This is a genomic window from Variovorax sp. GW821-FHT10D07 (assembly GCF_059415325.1).
Genome location: NZ_JBWKMZ010000011.1, coordinates 123865 through 138442, shown reverse-complemented (window position 1 = coordinate 138442; position 14578 = coordinate 123865). Strand labels below are relative to the sequence as shown.

The 14578-nt window shown below is 69.2% G+C and carries 14 protein-coding genes; 6 read left to right on the top strand and 8 right to left on the bottom strand.

Going from position 1 to position 14578, the window contains the following annotated elements:
- Positions 1–76: 76 nt before the first annotated feature.
- Positions 77–760 carry a c-type cytochrome gene (locus AC07PU_RS28295; RefSeq protein WP_093352047.1) on the bottom strand — a complete coding sequence of 228 codons (684 nt, stop codon included), beginning with the start codon at positions 758–760 and terminating at the stop codon, positions 77–79.
- A 71-nt stretch (positions 761–831) separates the two neighbouring features.
- Between AC07PU_RS28295 and yihA the strand changes: the two genes are divergently transcribed.
- Together yihA and AC07PU_RS28285 are read left to right on the top strand one after the other, a co-directional pair.
- Complete coding sequence (gene yihA, locus AC07PU_RS28290; protein WP_093352050.1) at positions 832–1590, top strand: ribosome biogenesis GTP-binding protein YihA/YsxC; 759 nt, start codon at positions 832–834, stop codon at positions 1588–1590.
- A 77-nt stretch (positions 1591–1667) separates the two neighbouring features.
- On the top strand, positions 1668–2579 hold the full coding sequence (locus AC07PU_RS28285) for an alpha/beta fold hydrolase (protein WP_495321718.1): 912 nt from the start codon (positions 1668–1670) through the stop codon (positions 2577–2579).
- A 91-nt stretch (positions 2580–2670) separates the two neighbouring features.
- Here the strand turns inward: AC07PU_RS28285 and AC07PU_RS28280 are convergent, their stop codons facing one another.
- The gene (locus tag AC07PU_RS28280) at positions 2671–3555 is read right to left on the bottom strand and encodes an LpxL/LpxP family acyltransferase (RefSeq protein WP_431511759.1); all 885 of its coding nucleotides are present in this window, start codon (positions 3553–3555) and stop codon (positions 2671–2673) included.
- Positions 3552–4448, bottom strand: a complete 897-nt coding sequence (locus AC07PU_RS28275; RefSeq protein ID WP_296798804.1) for a lysophospholipid acyltransferase family protein — start codon at positions 4446–4448, stop codon at positions 3552–3554. The genes AC07PU_RS28280 and AC07PU_RS28275 overlap by 4 nt, the downstream gene beginning before the upstream one ends.
- Before the next feature lie 221 nt (positions 4449–4669).
- Here AC07PU_RS28275 and metK point away from each other — a divergent pair, with 221 nt between their 5' ends.
- Positions 4670–5851 carry a methionine adenosyltransferase gene (metK, locus tag AC07PU_RS28270; RefSeq protein WP_093352062.1) on the top strand — a complete coding sequence of 394 codons (1182 nt, stop codon included), beginning with the start codon at positions 4670–4672 and terminating at the stop codon, positions 5849–5851.
- A 3-nt stretch (positions 5852–5854) separates the two neighbouring features.
- Here the strand turns inward: metK and AC07PU_RS28265 are convergent, their stop codons facing one another.
- Together AC07PU_RS28265 and AC07PU_RS28260 are read right to left on the bottom strand one after the other, a co-directional pair.
- Positions 5855–7297, bottom strand: coding sequence for a sensor histidine kinase (locus AC07PU_RS28265; protein ID WP_495321717.1), 1443 nt, complete (start codon positions 7295–7297; stop codon positions 5855–5857).
- Positions 7294–7968, bottom strand: a complete 675-nt coding sequence (locus tag AC07PU_RS28260) for a response regulator transcription factor (RefSeq protein WP_057596005.1) — start codon at positions 7966–7968, stop codon at positions 7294–7296. The genes AC07PU_RS28265 and AC07PU_RS28260 overlap by 4 nt, the downstream gene beginning before the upstream one ends.
- Before the next feature lie 161 nt (positions 7969–8129).
- Here AC07PU_RS28260 and AC07PU_RS28255 point away from each other — a divergent pair, with 161 nt between their 5' ends.
- From AC07PU_RS28255 to AC07PU_RS28245, 3 genes are read left to right on the top strand one after another with little or no spacing between them, the layout of a single operon-like run.
- Positions 8130–9140, top strand: coding sequence for an ABC transporter substrate-binding protein (locus AC07PU_RS28255; RefSeq protein ID WP_495321716.1), 1011 nt, complete (start codon positions 8130–8132; stop codon positions 9138–9140).
- A 2-nt stretch (positions 9141–9142) separates the two neighbouring features.
- Complete coding sequence (locus tag AC07PU_RS28250) at positions 9143–9961, top strand: ABC transporter ATP-binding protein (RefSeq protein WP_495321715.1); 819 nt, start codon at positions 9143–9145, stop codon at positions 9959–9961.
- A gap of 29 nt (positions 9962–9990) precedes the next feature.
- Positions 9991–10866 carry an ABC transporter permease gene (locus tag AC07PU_RS28245; protein WP_093352075.1) on the top strand — a complete coding sequence of 292 codons (876 nt, stop codon included), beginning with the start codon at positions 9991–9993 and terminating at the stop codon, positions 10864–10866.
- A 61-nt stretch (positions 10867–10927) separates the two neighbouring features.
- Here the strand turns inward: AC07PU_RS28245 and AC07PU_RS28240 are convergent, their stop codons facing one another.
- From AC07PU_RS28240 to AC07PU_RS28230, 3 genes are all read right to left on the bottom strand, one after another.
- Complete coding sequence (locus AC07PU_RS28240; protein ID WP_296783112.1) at positions 10928–13066, bottom strand: TonB-dependent receptor domain-containing protein; 2139 nt, start codon at positions 13064–13066, stop codon at positions 10928–10930.
- An 85-nt stretch (positions 13067–13151) separates the two neighbouring features.
- On the bottom strand, positions 13152–13361 hold the full coding sequence (locus tag AC07PU_RS28235) for a hypothetical protein (protein ID WP_296783115.1): 210 nt from the start codon (positions 13359–13361) through the stop codon (positions 13152–13154).
- 4 nt (positions 13362–13365) lie between these two features.
- Entirely contained in the window at positions 13366–14556 is a 1191-nt protein-coding gene (locus tag AC07PU_RS28230) for a PepSY-associated TM helix domain-containing protein (RefSeq protein WP_296783235.1), read from the bottom strand.
- Positions 14557–14578 lie beyond the last annotated feature (22 nt).

Genomic DNA, 14578 nt, shown 5'->3' with positions numbered 1-14578 from the left:
CGGGCCATCCTTCTGGATCGGCCCGCCCTCTTTTGGGGTTGTTGTCGGCGGTTAGTTCACGCTCGCGCGTGCGGGATCAACGCAGACCGGCGATGTAGTCGGCCACGGCCTTGATTTCGCGGTCGTTGAGCTTGGCGGCCACGCCGGTCATCACGGCGTTGTTGGCGCGCACCGTGGTGCCGTCGCCGCGGAAGGCCGTGAGCTGGGCCGCCGTGTAGTCGGCATGCTGGCCGCCCAGGCGCGGGTACTGCGCGGGCATGCCGGCGCCGTTCGGGCTGTGGCAGCCGGCGCAGGCCGGGACCTGGCGGTCGGCGATGCCGCCGCGGTAGATCCGCTCGCCCAGGGCGATCGTGTCCTTGTCCTTCGAGAAGCCGGGCTTGACCTTCTTCGAACCGACGAACCAGGCGATGTTGCGCATGTCCTCCTCGGACAGCGCCGAGGCCAGCGGCTTCATGATCGCGCTCTTGCGCTTGCCGGACTTGAAGTCCTCGAGCTGCTTGAGGATGTATTCGGGGTGCTGCTGCGCCAGCTTGGGATTGGCCGGGATCGCCGAGTTGCCGTCCGCGTTGTGGCAGGAGGCGCAGCTCTGGCTGTTGGCCGGGGTGGCATTGAAGATGGTGTCGCCCTTGGCCGGGTCGGGCTTGGCCTTGACCGGTGTGGTCGGTGCGGCTGCCGTCTCCTCGGCAAAAGCACCAGTGCTGACTGCGGTACCAGCGATCCCCACGAGGGCCGCAAGCAGAAAATTGGCAAACAACTTCATATCGGGGGCTCGAATTTATTGGCGCAAAACCCCGCGATTCTACAATGGCGCCCCGTTCCGAAAGCCCATTGATGACCACGCCGTCGCGCAAGAGCACCGCATTTCCTTCCCGCGCGGCCCCCGCCAAAGACCCCGAGACCGCCGAACGCGAACGTGCCGCGCTGGGCTGGCTGCACACCGCGCACTTCCTGACCAGCGCCCCGCAGCTCGAGCACCTGCCGCCCTTCGCCCTGCCCGAGATCGCCTTCGTCGGCCGCTCCAACGCCGGCAAGTCCACCGCCATCAACACGCTCACGCAGCAGACGCGGCTGGCCTTCGCCTCGAAGACGCCGGGCCGCACGCAGCACATCAACCTGTTCGGCATCGGCCGGCAGAAGGTCGACGACGCGGTGCTCGCCGACTTGCCCGGCTACGGCTACGCGGCCGTGCCGCGCGAGGCCAAGCTGCGCTGGCAGCGCGTGATGGGCAACTACCTGATGACGCGCGAGAACCTGCGCGGCGTGGTGCTGATGTGCGATCCGCGCCACGGCCTGACCGAACTCGACGAGATCCTGCTCGAGGTGATCCGCCCGCGCGTCGAGCAGGGCCTCAAGTTCCTGGTGCTGCTGACCAAGTCCGACAAGCTCACGCGCTCCGAGGGCGCGAAGGTGCTGTCCATCGTGCGACTGCAAGCCGGCGGCGGCGAGGTCAAACTGTTCTCGGCACTGAAGAAACAGGGCGTGGGCGAGGCGGCCGAACTGCTGTCGCGCTGGGTCCACACGGAGGATGCCTCGGCCCAGCCCGACGAGGACACCGGCGGGCCCGCCGCGGAGCCGCCCGAAGAATCCTGAGCACGACCGGCTGCAGCGGCCGTCCCATCTGCCGAACTCACTATCGAAAAGATAGCAACCAAGAGGAGACAAGACGCATGATCGAGACCTTCCAACGCAGCCTGCCCAACGGCATCACCCTGAGCTGCCGCGCCGCCGGCGAGCCCGGCCGCCCGCTGATGGTGTTCCTGCACGGCTTCCCCGAGGCCGCGTTCATCTGGGACGAACTGCTCGCGTATTTCGCCGATCCCGCGCATGGCGGCTACCGCTGCGTGGCGCCGAACCTGCGCGGCTTCGAGAAGTCGAGCGCGCCCACCGAGGTGGCCGAGTACAAGGCGCAGCTGCTGATCCAGGACATCCAGCAACTGGTGGCCACCGAGAGCAAGGACGGCACGATGGCCGCGCTGGTCGCGCACGATTGGGGCGGCGCCTTCGGCTGGGGCTATGCCAACGCGTTCCCGCAGCAGGTCGGCAAGCTGGTGATCATCAACTCGCCGCACCCCGGCACCTTCACGCGCGAACTGCGCAACAGCGCGGCGCAGCAGCAGGCCAGCGCCTACATGAACTTCCTCGCGCGGCCCGACGCCGAGGCCCTGCTCGCGGCCGACGACTTCAAGCGCATGTGGCCCTTCTTCCTGCTGATGAAGGCCGGCCCCGATGGCTTCGGCTGGCTCACCGAGGAAGTGAAGCAGCAGTACCGCGAGGTCTGGAGCGCGGGCCTCACGGGTGCCTGCAACCTCTACCGCGTGACGCCGATGAAGCCGCCGCTGCCGGGCCAGACCATCGACGGCATCCCGGTGCTGCCGCGCGAGCGGCTGGTGGTGAACGTGCCCACCTTCGTGTTCTGGGCGCTCGACGACGCCGCGCTGCTGCCGGGCCTGCTCGAAGGGCTCGACGAGTACGTGCCCGATCTCGTGGTCAAGAAGGTGCCGGGCGCCACCCACTGGATCGTGCACGAGCAGCCGCAGCTCGTGGCGAGCGAGATCGAGGCCTTCCTCAATCGCCATTGAGGCGGTCGCCGCCGGGCCGCCCCAAGGCGGACCGCGCCTCCCCCTCGGGGGGTGGAGTTACAGGCGCGAAGCGACTGAAAAGCCGGGGGGCTCAGTAGATCGGCGGGTCGCCTTCGGGGCGCGTCTTGAAGCGCCGGTGCACCCAGTAGTACTGGGCCGGCATCGGATCGATGTAGCCCTGCAGCCGCGTGTTCATGAGCGCGGTGTCGGCCTCGACGTCGTCGGTCGGGAAGTTGCGCCAGGTCTCGAGCACCTCGATCTCGTAGCCCCCGCGCGTGAGCTTCGCGACGATCGGCACCACCTTCGCCTTGCCCAGCCGCGCGAAGCGCGAGAGCGAGGGCACCGTGGCCGCCTGCACGCCGTAGAAGGGCACGAAGATGGTCTGGTCGCGGCCGAAGTCCATGTCGGGCAGCAGATAGAGCAGCCCGCCCTTGCGCAGCCCCGAGAGCACCGGCTTGATGCCGTCGACCCGGTTGAGCGCCGCCACGTCGCCGAAGCGCGTGCGGCCCTCGCGGATCCAGGCATCGACCATCGGGTCGCGCTGGGTCGTGTAGATGGTGGCCGAGGGCCGCGCCGTGTGCATCGTGAGCGCGGTGGCCGCGGCGTCCAGGCCGTAGAAGTGCGGCGCGAACAGGATCATCGGCTCGCTGCCCTCGGCGATCTCGCGGATCTCCGCGGCCGCGCCCACGATCTTCAGCCGGCTCGCCACCACCTTCTCGGGCGCATGCCAGAGCCAGCTGCGGTCGAGCCACGATTGCGCCACGTAGACGAAGCTCTCCTTCGCGATCGCGCGCCGCTCGGCCTCGGACTTCTCGGGGAAGCAGACCGCGAGGTTGGTGTCGACCACGCGCCGGCGCGGCAGCGCGATCGTGTGCAGCACGCGGCCCAGGAAGGCGCCGAAGCCGCGCACCAGCGGCAGCGGCAGCGGCGCGATCACGCGCATGAAACCGATGCCCAGACGGGAACCCAGACTCATCGTGCAGCCCCCCCGGCCTCGGCCACCACGGGCGCGTCGCCGCGCGGTTCCTTGTAGCGCGCGTAGTCCCACACGTACTGGCCCGGCAGGCTGCGGATCAGCCGGCCGATGGCCTCGTTCATCGCGGCGGCCGCGTCCTCGAGCGAGGCCTTCGGGTCGGTCAGCGCGGTGCCCACGATCGGCTCGAAGCGGATCACGTAGCCCGCGCCGCGCGGCAGCCGTTCGCAGACGCTGAGGAAGCAGGCCGCACCGGTCTGCTGCGCGAGCCGCGGCAGCAGGCTCATGGTGTAGGCGGGCCGGCCCAGGAACGGCGCCCACACGCCCTGCCCCAGCGGCGGCACCTGGTCGGGCAGGATGCCGGTGTAGCCGCCGTTGCGCAGCGTGCGCATCAGGCCGCGCACGCCGGTGATGCTGGTCGGCAGGGTCTGCAGCCCGGGCCGGTCGCGCGAGCCGGCGGCGATCAGCGCGGCCATCCACTTCTTGCGCGCGGGACGGAACAGCGCGGTGATCGGACCATAGCGTTCATGGAAGCGCTCGCCGATCGCCTGGCCGCACATCTCCCAGCTGCCCAGGTGGGGCGCGACCAGGATCACGCCCTTCTTCGCCTGCAGCGCGGCCTCGAAGGCTTCCACGCCCTCCCAGCGCAGCACGCGCGGCAGCACCGTCTCGCCATGGGGGCGCAGCCAGAGCCAGGGCAGTTCGGAGGCCATCTTGCCGGCCGCGGCGATGGCCGGGCGGTAGGCGTCGGGGCCGAAGCCGGCGCTGTGGGCATTGGCCCGGAAGCGCCTCCGGTAGTCGGGTGCCAGGGCCCAGACCAGCCATCCGAGCCCCGCGCCGAACCAATGCATCACGGGCATTGGTACGCGGGCAAGCAATCGGAAGAGAGCGATCATGGACAGGTCGGGAATGGGGTCAAGGACGCGCGCGCACGGTTTGGCGCGGCTCGAATAGAATCGAAATTGTCGCCGAGTTACGGAACAACTTGCAGGGCGACAAGCACGGGCGCCGCATGGCGATTGTGCCCGCCGATGGCTCATCGGCATTCTGCTAAAGCGTTCGCCAGGGCTCCGCAGAGTTGGCAACGCGCCAAACCACTTCAAGGAGCTTTGAACAAATGGCGAACGACTTCCTCTTCACTTCCGAATCCGTCTCCGAAGGCCACCCCGACAAGGTTGCCGACCAGATCTCGGACGCCATCCTGGATGCGATCTTCGAGCAGGACCCGCGCAGCCGCGTGGCCGCCGAGACGCTGACCAACACCGGCCTCGTGGTGCTCGCCGGCGAGATCACGACCAACGCGCACGTCGACTACATCCAGGTCGCGCGCGACACCATCAAGCGCATCGGCTACGACAACACCGACTACGGCATCGACTACAAGGGCTGCGCGGTCATGGTCTGCTACGACAAGCAGTCCAACGACATCGCCCAGGGCGTCGACCATGCATCGGACGACCACCTGAACACCGGCGCCGGCGACCAGGGCCTGATGTTCGGCTACGCCTGCGACGAAACGCCCGAGCTGATGCCCGCGCCGATCTACTACGCGCACCGCCTGGTCGAGCGCCAGGCCCAGCTGCGCAAGGACGGCCGCCTGCCCTTCCTGCGCCCCGACGCCAAGAGCCAGGTGACGATGCGCTACGTCGATGGCAAGCCGCACAGCATCGACACCGTGGTGCTCTCGACCCAGCACAGCCCCGACCAGAGCGAGACGCCGACCAAGATGAAGGCCTCGTTCAACGAAGCCATCATCGAGGAGATCATCAAGCCCGTGCTGCCCAAGGAATGGCTGCAGAACACGCGCTACCTGATCAACCCGACCGGCCGCTTCGTCATCGGCGGCCCGCAGGGCGACTGCGGCCTTACCGGCCGCAAGATCATCGTCGACACCTACGGCGGCGCCTGCCCGCACGGCGGCGGCGCGTTCTCGGGCAAGGACCCGTCGAAGGTCGACCGCTCGGCCGCCTATGCCGCGCGCTACGTGGCCAAGAACATCGTGGCCGCCGGCCTGGCGCGCCAGTGCCAGATCCAGGTGGCCTACGCCATCGGCGTGGCCCAGCCGATGAACATCACGGTCTACACCGAAGGCACCGGCGTGATCCCCGACGAGAAGATCGCCGAGCTCGTGCGCGAGCACTTCGACCTGCGTCCGAAAGGCATCATCCAGATGCTCGACCTGCTGCGCCCGATCTACCAGAAGACCGCCGCCTACGGCCACTTCGGCCGCGAGGAGCCCGAGTTCACCTGGGAAGCGACCACGCAGGCCGCGGCCCTGCGCGCTGCCGCCGGCCTGTAAAGGCTACCCCGCGTTCTCCGCCGGTCCCGCTGGCGGAAAACGCACCGTGACCAGCAGCCCGCTCGCCTCGCGCGGGTTGGCCGCCAGGTCCACGTCGGCTTCGAAGGCCCGCGCGATCTCGCGCACGATGGCCAGCCCCAGCCCCGTTCCCTCGCTGTCCTGCGCCACCCGGTAGAAGCGCTCGAACACGCGCTCGCGCGCCTCGGCGGGAATGCCGGGGCCGTTGTCCTCCACGCTCAGCACGACCGCGTCCGCGGCCTCGCCTACGCCCACGCCCACGCCCAGCGTCACCCGGCCGCCCTCCTGCGTATAGCGCAGTGCGTTGTCGAGCAGGTTGGTGACCAGCGCATCGAGCAGCGCCGGCTGCGCCCGCACGAAGGCCGTGCCAGTCGCCTCCAATCCCAGGTCGATGCGGCGCCGGTCCGCCAGCGCCGCGAGCTGCTCCACGCAGCGCAGCGCCACCGCCGCCAGGTCGACCCGCTCGAGCCGCGTGTGCGCATCGCCGTGTTCGGCCTGCGCGAGCAGCAGCAGCTTGTTGGTGACGTCGACCAGCCGCCGGTTGCTGGTCTGCATCGCGAGCCACATCGCATCCATGTCGGCCCGGCGCGTGTCCCACTCGCCGCGGTGCTGGCGCGTGTAGCGCGCGTACTCGATCTGCGAGGCCTGCATCGCCAGCGGCGTGCGCAGCTGGTGCGCCGCGTCGGCGATGAAGCGCCGCTGCGCCTCCGAGTGCGCGCGCAGCTGCGCGACGAAGCGGTTGATGGTGTCGGCCACCGGCCGCAGCTCGGAGTGCAGCGCGCCGGGATCCACCACCAGGTCCAGATGCAGCGGGTCGCGCTGCGCGAGCTGCTGGCTCAGCCGCACGATCGGCCGCAGCTCCAGCGTCAGCGCGGCCACGGCGAGCGCGATGGCCAGCGCCAGCGCGATCAGCAGGTACTCCATCGACGGCCACCAGAGCGTGCGCAGCATGTGGTCGCGGCTGCGCTCGGTCTTGCCGACGGCGATGGTGATGTCGCGCGCACCGCCGACCTCGTACATCGAGCGCGTGGTGACGACCGCGCGCAGCGGCAGGCCCGCGAATTCCGTGTCGTACCACTGGGCGCGGTCCACGCCTTCGGGCTTGCGCCGCGCGGGCAGCGGGAAGTCGGCCGAGCCGGCCAGCACTTCACCGTTGGCGCCCGTCACGCTGAGGAACACGCGGTCGTGCTCGGGCGAGACGAACAGGCTCAGCGCCGACGGCGGCACGCTGGCCTGCACGTCGTCGTCCTCCCAGATCAGCCGGTCCGACAGCACCTTGGCCGAGGACAGCAGGTCGTGGTCCTGCACGTAGTCGGCCACGCCTGCGGCGTTGCGCCAGTTGAGCCAGCCGCACAGCGCGACGAACAGCGACAGCGGCAGCAGCAGCCACAGCGCGAGGCGCAGGCGCAGGCTGGAGCGCTTCTTCATTCTTCCTGGCGCGTGCGCAGCAGGTAGCCCACGCCGCGCAGCGTGATGATGGTCGCCTGGCTGGCCTCGAGCTTCTTGCGCAGGCGATGGATGTAGATGTCCACCGCGTCGGCGCTGGGCTCGTCGTCGAGGCCGAAGATGGCGTCGATCAGCGCCTGCTTCGACACCGTGCTGCCGGCCTTGAGCATCAGCGTCTCGAGCAGCGTGCGCTCGCGCGGCGGCAGCGCGAGTTCCTCGCCGGCCAGCGCGAACTGGCGCGTGCGCAGGTCGTAGCGCAGGTCGCCGCAGGCGATGTCGTTGGCCTTGCCCGGCATCTGCCGGCGCACCAGCACCTTGATGCGCGCCACCAGCTCGCGGATCTCGAAGGGCTTCACCAGGTAGTCGTCGGCGCCGATCTCCAGGCACAGCACCTTCTGGTCGAGCGAGGCCGTGGCCGTGAGGATGATCACCGGCACCGTGTCGCCGCGCTCGCGCAGCCGGCGCAGCACGGCCTTGCCCGGCAGGCCCGGGATGTTGAGGTCGAGCAGCACCACGTCGTAGCCGGCCTGCGCCAGCTGAAGGTCGGCGGCCTCGCCGTTGGCGACGTGGTCGACCACGAAGTCCTGTTCGCGCAGCAGGCTGGAGAGCCAGTGCGCGAGTTGCGGGTTGTCTTCGATCAGCAGCAGCTTCATGCGGTCGGCGGGAGTGGCCGTGGATTCTAGGAAGGGTGGCGGCCAGGGCACGGGCCTAGGGATAACCATGAGGATTCGCGCGCGGCGCTGAAAGCTGGCCGAAGGATGGCGATTCCTAGACTGGCCCGACCGAACAACCTCGACCGGAGACACCCGACCCCATGTCCGCCACCCGCCGCACCCTGCTCGCCGCCGCTCTCTGCGCCGCCTTCGCCACGCCCTTCGCCCAAGCCGCCGACGCGCCCATCACCATCATGGTGGGCGGCATCAACAAGATCATCTACCTGCCGGCCAAGCTCACCGAGGCGCTGGGCTACTTCAAGGACGAGGGCCTGAACGTCGAGCTGCAGTCGCAGCCCGCGGGCGTCGACGCCGAGAACCAGCTGATCGCCGGCGCCGTGCAGGGCGTGGTCGGCTTCTACGACCACACCATCGACCTGCAGAGCAAGGGCAAGGAGATCCAGGCGATCGCCGTCTTCTGCAAGGTGCCGGGCGAGGTCGAGCTGGTCAGCACCAAGGCCGACGCGGCCGGCTTCAAGAGCATGGCCGACGCCAAGGGCGGCAAGACCCTGGGCGTGACCGGCCTGGGCTCGTCCACCGACTTCCTCACGCGCTACCTCGCCGACCGCGCGGGCGTGGCCTCGAAGGACTACTCGCTGCTGCCCGTGGGCGCGGGCAACACCTTCATCGCCGCGATGAAGCAGGACCGCATCCAGGCCGGCATGACGACCGAGCCCACGGTGTCGCAGATGGTCAAGAGCGGCGACGCGCAGGTGCTGGTCGACCTGCGCACCGAGGCCGACACGGTGAAGGCGCTCGGCGGCCTCTATCCGGCCGCCAGCCTCTACGTGCAGAACGCCTGGGCCGAGTCGCACAAGGCCGAGGCCGGCAAGCTGGCGCGTGCCTTCGCGCGCACCATGCAGTACATCCAGTCGCACAGCGCCGAGGAGATCGCCGAGAAGGTGCCGCGCGACTACTACGGCAACGACAAGGCGCTCTACGTGCAGGCGCTCAAGGCCTCGCTGCCGATGTTCACGGCCGACGCGAAGATGCCCGCGGGCGGGCCCGAGACCGTGCTCAAGGTGCTGGCCACCTACAAGCCGCTGGTCAAGAGCAAGAACATCGACCTGTCGAAGACCTACAGCAACGCCTACCTCGCGGCGGCGAAATGACCATGCGCCACGGCACTCCCTCTCCCAGCGGCGGCAACGTCGCGACCACTTCCGCGATCGACTTCGACGACGTGTCGCTGCGCTTCATCTCGCAGGACGGCAACGCCACGGTCGCGCTGCGCAACTTCAGCATGTCGGTGGCGCGCGGCGAGTTCGTCGCCATCGTCGGGCCCACGGGCTGCGGCAAGTCGACCACGCTCAACATGATCACCGGGTTGCTCAAGCCCACCGTCGGCAATGTGCGCGTGATGGGCCAGCCGGTGACCGGCGTCGACCCGCGCATCGGCTTCGTGTTCCAGGCCGACGCGGTGTTCCCGTGGCGCAGCGTGGAAGACAACGTGGCGGCCGGCCCGCTCTTCCGCGGCAAGCCGAAGAAGGAAGCGATGGAACTGGCGCAGCAGTGGATCCACCGCGTAGGCCTGGCCAAGTTCGGCAAGCACTACCCGCACCAGCTCTCGGGCGGCATGCGCAAGCGCGTGGCGCTGGCCCAGACCTTCATCAACGACCCCGAGATCCTGCTGATGGACGAGCCCTTCTCCGCGCTCGACATGCAGACCCGCACGCTGATGCAGGACGAGCTGCTGCAGCTGTGGTCGAACAACGGCGGCAGCGTGGTCTTCGTGACGCACGACCTCGAGGAGGCGATCGCGCTGGCCGACCGCGTGTTCGTGCTCTCGGCGCGGCCCGCCACGCTCAAGCGCGTCTACGAGATCGACCTGCCGCGCCCGCGCGTGATGGCGCAGGTGCGCTACGACGCGCAGTTCATCGAACTGTCCAAGCACATCTGGGACGACCTGCGCGAAGAGGTCGTCATCCAATGAACAACGCTGTCACACCCTCCCACGCCGCCATGAGCTCCTCCACCCACACGCCTGCCGCCGCGCAACTTCCCTCGGCCCTCAGCGACGCCGCGCTCGCGCGCGAATCCGAGATCGCGCAGGCGGCCATCCGCGGCCGTCGCCGCATGATCATCGCGCTGCGGCTGGTCGTGCTGGTGGTCGCGCTCGGCGGCTGGGAGATCGCGGCGCGCCTGAAGTGGATCGACCCCTTCTTCTATTCGATGCCCACCATGATCTACGACCAGCTCGTGGAATGGATGCGCGACGGCACGGCCCAGGGGTCGCTGTGGATGCAGGTCGCGGTGACGCTCGAGGAGACAGTGATCGGCTTCCTGATCGGCTCCATCGCCGGCGTGATCTGCGGCATCGTTCTCGGACGCAACAAGCTGCTGTCGGACGTGTTCAGCCTCTACATCCAGATCGCCAACTCGATCCCGCGCGTGGTGCTCGGCTCGATCTTCGTGATCGCGCTCGGCCTGGGCATGGCCTCGAAGGTGGCGCTCGCGGTGGTGATGGTGTTCTTCGTGGTCTTCGGCAATGCCTTCCAGGGCGTGCGCGAGGCCGACAAGTACATGATCGCGAACGCGCAGATCCTCGGCGCCTCGCCGCGCCAGCTCACGATGGCGGTGGTGATTCCCTCGGCGATGTCGTGGATCCTCGCGAGCCTGCACGTGAGCTTCGGCTTCGCGCTGGTCGGCGCGGTGGTCGGCGAGTTCCTCGGCGCCAAGGAAGGCATCGGCCTCCTGATCTCGACCGCGCAGGGCGCCTTCAATGCCAGCGGCGTGTTCGCGGCGATGATCGTGCTCGCGGTGGTCGCGCTGGCGGCCGACTTCCTGCTGAGCTCGCTCGAAAAGCGGCTGCTGAAATGGCGGCCCGCGGCCTTCTGAGGCACTCGACCATCCATCGCGACGGCGGGCAGTGCCCGCCGTTTTTCATGGGCCCGCAGGCTCAGAAGCGGTACGAACCGCTCATGCCCACCGTCCAGTTGCGCCCCGGCGCGGGCTCGAAATAGCGCGCATTGCCTTCGTTGACGATGACCGAGCCGGCATAGCGGCGGTCGAACAGGTTGTCCACGCGCGCGAAGGCGTTGAACTCCCAGCGCTCCCACTTCTTGAGGTAGCCGGCATAGGCGGCAGCCACCGCATAGCCGGGCGCGCTCGCGCTGTTGAGGTCGTTGGCCTGGATGCGGCCCAGCGCGCGCATCTCCACACCCGCGCGCCAACCCTCGGGCGGCACCCAGCCCAACGAGGCGAACAGCGACTGCCGCGCGATGCCGGGAATGCGGTTGCCAGCGGCCACCGTGTTGGCGGCCGCGCACGGCGAGGGCGAACAGAAGGCATCGCGGTAGGTCGCATCGAGCCAGGTGTAGGCGAGCTGGGTGCGCCAGTGGTTCTCGGTCTCGTGCTGCCAGGCCAGCTCGAAGCCGTTGCGCCGCGTGCGGCCCGCGTTCTGGAAGGTGGCGCGGCCGCCGAGGTTGGTGTCGGTCACGATCTCGTCGCGCGTGCGGGTGCGAAACAGCGCCGCGGTCAGCAGCCCGCCACCGAGCCGCGCCTTGGCGCCGAGCTCGAGGCTGTCGTTGACCGAGGGCCGCAGTGCGAAGTTGAGCCCGCTCGCGCCGCCCGCGCGGTACGACAGCTCGTTGAGCGTCGGCGTCTCGAAGCCGCGGCCGATGGAGCCGTAGAGCGCGATGTCGCGCGTGGCCTGGAAGCGCAGCGAGGCCACGGGCAGGGTCTTGGCATAGCGCGCGCTGCCGCTGTCGTCGCGGTTGCTGCCGACGATGTAGCGGTCGCCCGAATCGAAGTGCACGCTGCTGCGCCGCAGGCCGGCCTCGAGCGTCCAGCGCTCGGCGAAGCGCCAGCTGGCCTGCGCATAGGGATCGAGGTTCCAGACCTCGTTGCGCTCGTAGCGCCGCAGCCGCCCCTGCACGCCGAGGATCTGGGCCGCGCCGCTGCCGAGATAGTTCTCGTAGCCGCGGCGCCATTCGCGCAGGCTGTCGTAGCCCAGGCCCGCCACCAGTTCGAAGGGACGATCGGCCAGGGTGAAGGCACCGGTCCAGCGCAGGTCGAGGCCCCCGTACTGGCGCGTGAGGTCGATCACGCCGCCCGCATGCAGCGGGTTCTGCTGCGCCGAGGGCGGGATCGACTGGTACTGCGTGGTCTTGCGCTCGCCGCCGTAGACCATCAGGCGCAGTTGCTGCGTCTGGCTCAGGCGGCGCTCGTAGAGCAGCCCGGCCTGCGTCTGCTCGACGGTCTTGCGGGTGTCGTACTGCACGGCCAGCGGCGCGAGCCGTGGCGCCAGCGCGTACTGGTCGGCCGTGAGGCCCAGCGGGTCCTGCGCATCGATGCGCACGCTGTTGACGACCAGCGTGAGCCGGTCGCCGTTGTCGAGCGCGATGCCGAGCTTGCCGTTGGCGATGTCGCGCCGCGCGGCGCTGTGCTCGCGCCAGCCGTCGGTCTGGAAGCGGCTGGCGCCGAGCAGGTAGTCGATGGCGCCCTGCGAGCCGCTGGCCTGCAGCGACTGGCGCCAGGTGCCGTTGCTGCCTCCCGCCGCCGAGTAGGACAGTTTCGGCCGGCCCTCGCCCGAGGCGGTGAAGGCCTGCAGCACGCCGCCCGAGGAGTTGCCATAGAGCGCCGAGAACGGACCGCGCAGGATCTCGATGCGGTCGAGCGAGCCGATATCGATGTTCGAGGTCTGGCCCTGGCCGTCGGGCAAGGTGGCGGGAATGCCGTCGACATAGAGCCGCACGCCGCGCACGCCGAAGGTCGAGCGGGCACCGAAGCCGCGGATCGACAGCTGCAGGTCCTGTGCGTAGTTGAGCCGGTTCTGCACCTGCAACCCGGGCACCGCGCCCAGGCTCTCGGACAGGTTCACGCCGAGGCGGCCGTCGCGCATGGACTCGCCGTCGACGCGATCGACCGAACCCGGCACGTTGAAGGGCGCGACCTCGCCGCGCGGCGTGGAGACGGTGATCTCGCGCAGCGAGGCGCCCGCGAACGGCGACGGTGTTTCGGTCGCAGACTGCGCGCGCGAGGCCGTGGAGAGATCGAGCAGGAGACAGGCGACGGCAGCAGCGGCAACGGGTTTCATGCCGCCGATTCTGCGGTGTCGCGCCGACGCGGAGCCTCGGGGTTTCTCACCGTGGCGCGCGCCGTGCACACACCGATGCGATGCGCTACTCGCTGGCCGGACGCGGACGGCGCCAGCCGTACCACGCGCCCACCGCCACCGGAATGCCGAGCGTGATCCAGGCCAGGACGTCGCCGAGCCCGCCGTCGCTGAACAGCGCCGAGATCAGGCCGAAGGCCGTGAGCAGGCCGAGGACGATCGGCCAACCCCAGAGACGCCAGAAGCCGTGGTGCTGCGGATGCTTTGCTGCGGTCATGGGCTCAGACTTTCAATGCGGGCGCAGGATCGGCCTGCGGTGCGCCGCCCTCCTCGCGCTGCGGACGTTCGGCGGCCGCCCTGGATGCCGCCGCGGGCACGGTGTTCCCGCGCTTGAGCCACAGGTACAGGCCGCTGCCCAGCACGATGATGGTCGCGATGTCGAGCAGCGCCCAGAGGATCTGCATCGGCATGCCGCCGTAGTCGCCGAAGTGCAGCGGCTGCGACACCAGCAGCGCCGTGAGGTACCAGGGCAGCTTCGGCGCCGCCGTGACCTGCGCGGTCTTCGCATCGACCAGCACCGGCTGCAGCAGCTTCGAGGTGAAAGGCTCCTTGCCCTGCAGGAAGAAGGTGGTGTGGTGCGGGCTCGAGAACGAGGTGCCCGGGAAGGCGATGAACGACAGCCGGTTGCCCGGCGCCTGCTGCATCGCCGCCTCGTAGGAGCGCTGCACCGAGCCGCGCTCGCTCACGGCGACCACGGGCTCGTTCTTGTAGGGCGCCAGCAGCGTGGTGAGCTGGTCGTACTGCCAGTACTTGATCACCAGGTCGGCCCAGGTGTTGATCATGCCGGTGGCGCCGACCACGAACAGCCACACCAGCGTGACGATGCCCAGCAGGTTGTGCAGGTCGAGCCACTTGAGGCGCGGCCGCTTCTCGCGGCGCACCGTGCCGAAGTCGAGCTTGCGCATGAACGGCGAATACAGCACCACGCCCGAGACGATCGCGACCAGCAGCAGGAAGCCCATGAAGCCGAGGAACAGCTTGCCCGGCAGGCCCGCGAACAGGTCGACGTGCAGCTTGAACATCACGTACATGAAGCCCTCGTCGAACTTCGGCTGCGCGAGGATGACGCCGGTGCGCGCATCGACCGCGACCGACTTGAAGTCGTCGGTGGGCGCGGGCGTGGGCGTGAGCGTGACGAACCACAGGCCGTCGTCGTCCTCGGGCTGCGAGGCGAACTGCACCACGCGGTCGGGGTGCTGCGCGCGCGCCACCTCGAGCACGCGATCGAGGCTCACGCGCGGCGTGCCTGCGGGCATCTTCGGCGCCTCGACCTCGGTGCCCAGCAGGTGGCCGATCTCGTGGTGGAAGATCAGCGGCAAGCCCGTCAGGCACAGCAGCAGCATGAAGACCGTGCACACGAGGCTGCTCCACTTGTGCACCCAGGCCCAGGTCTTGATCTTTCGGCTGTTCATCGACATGGCGGAATTGTCCCCG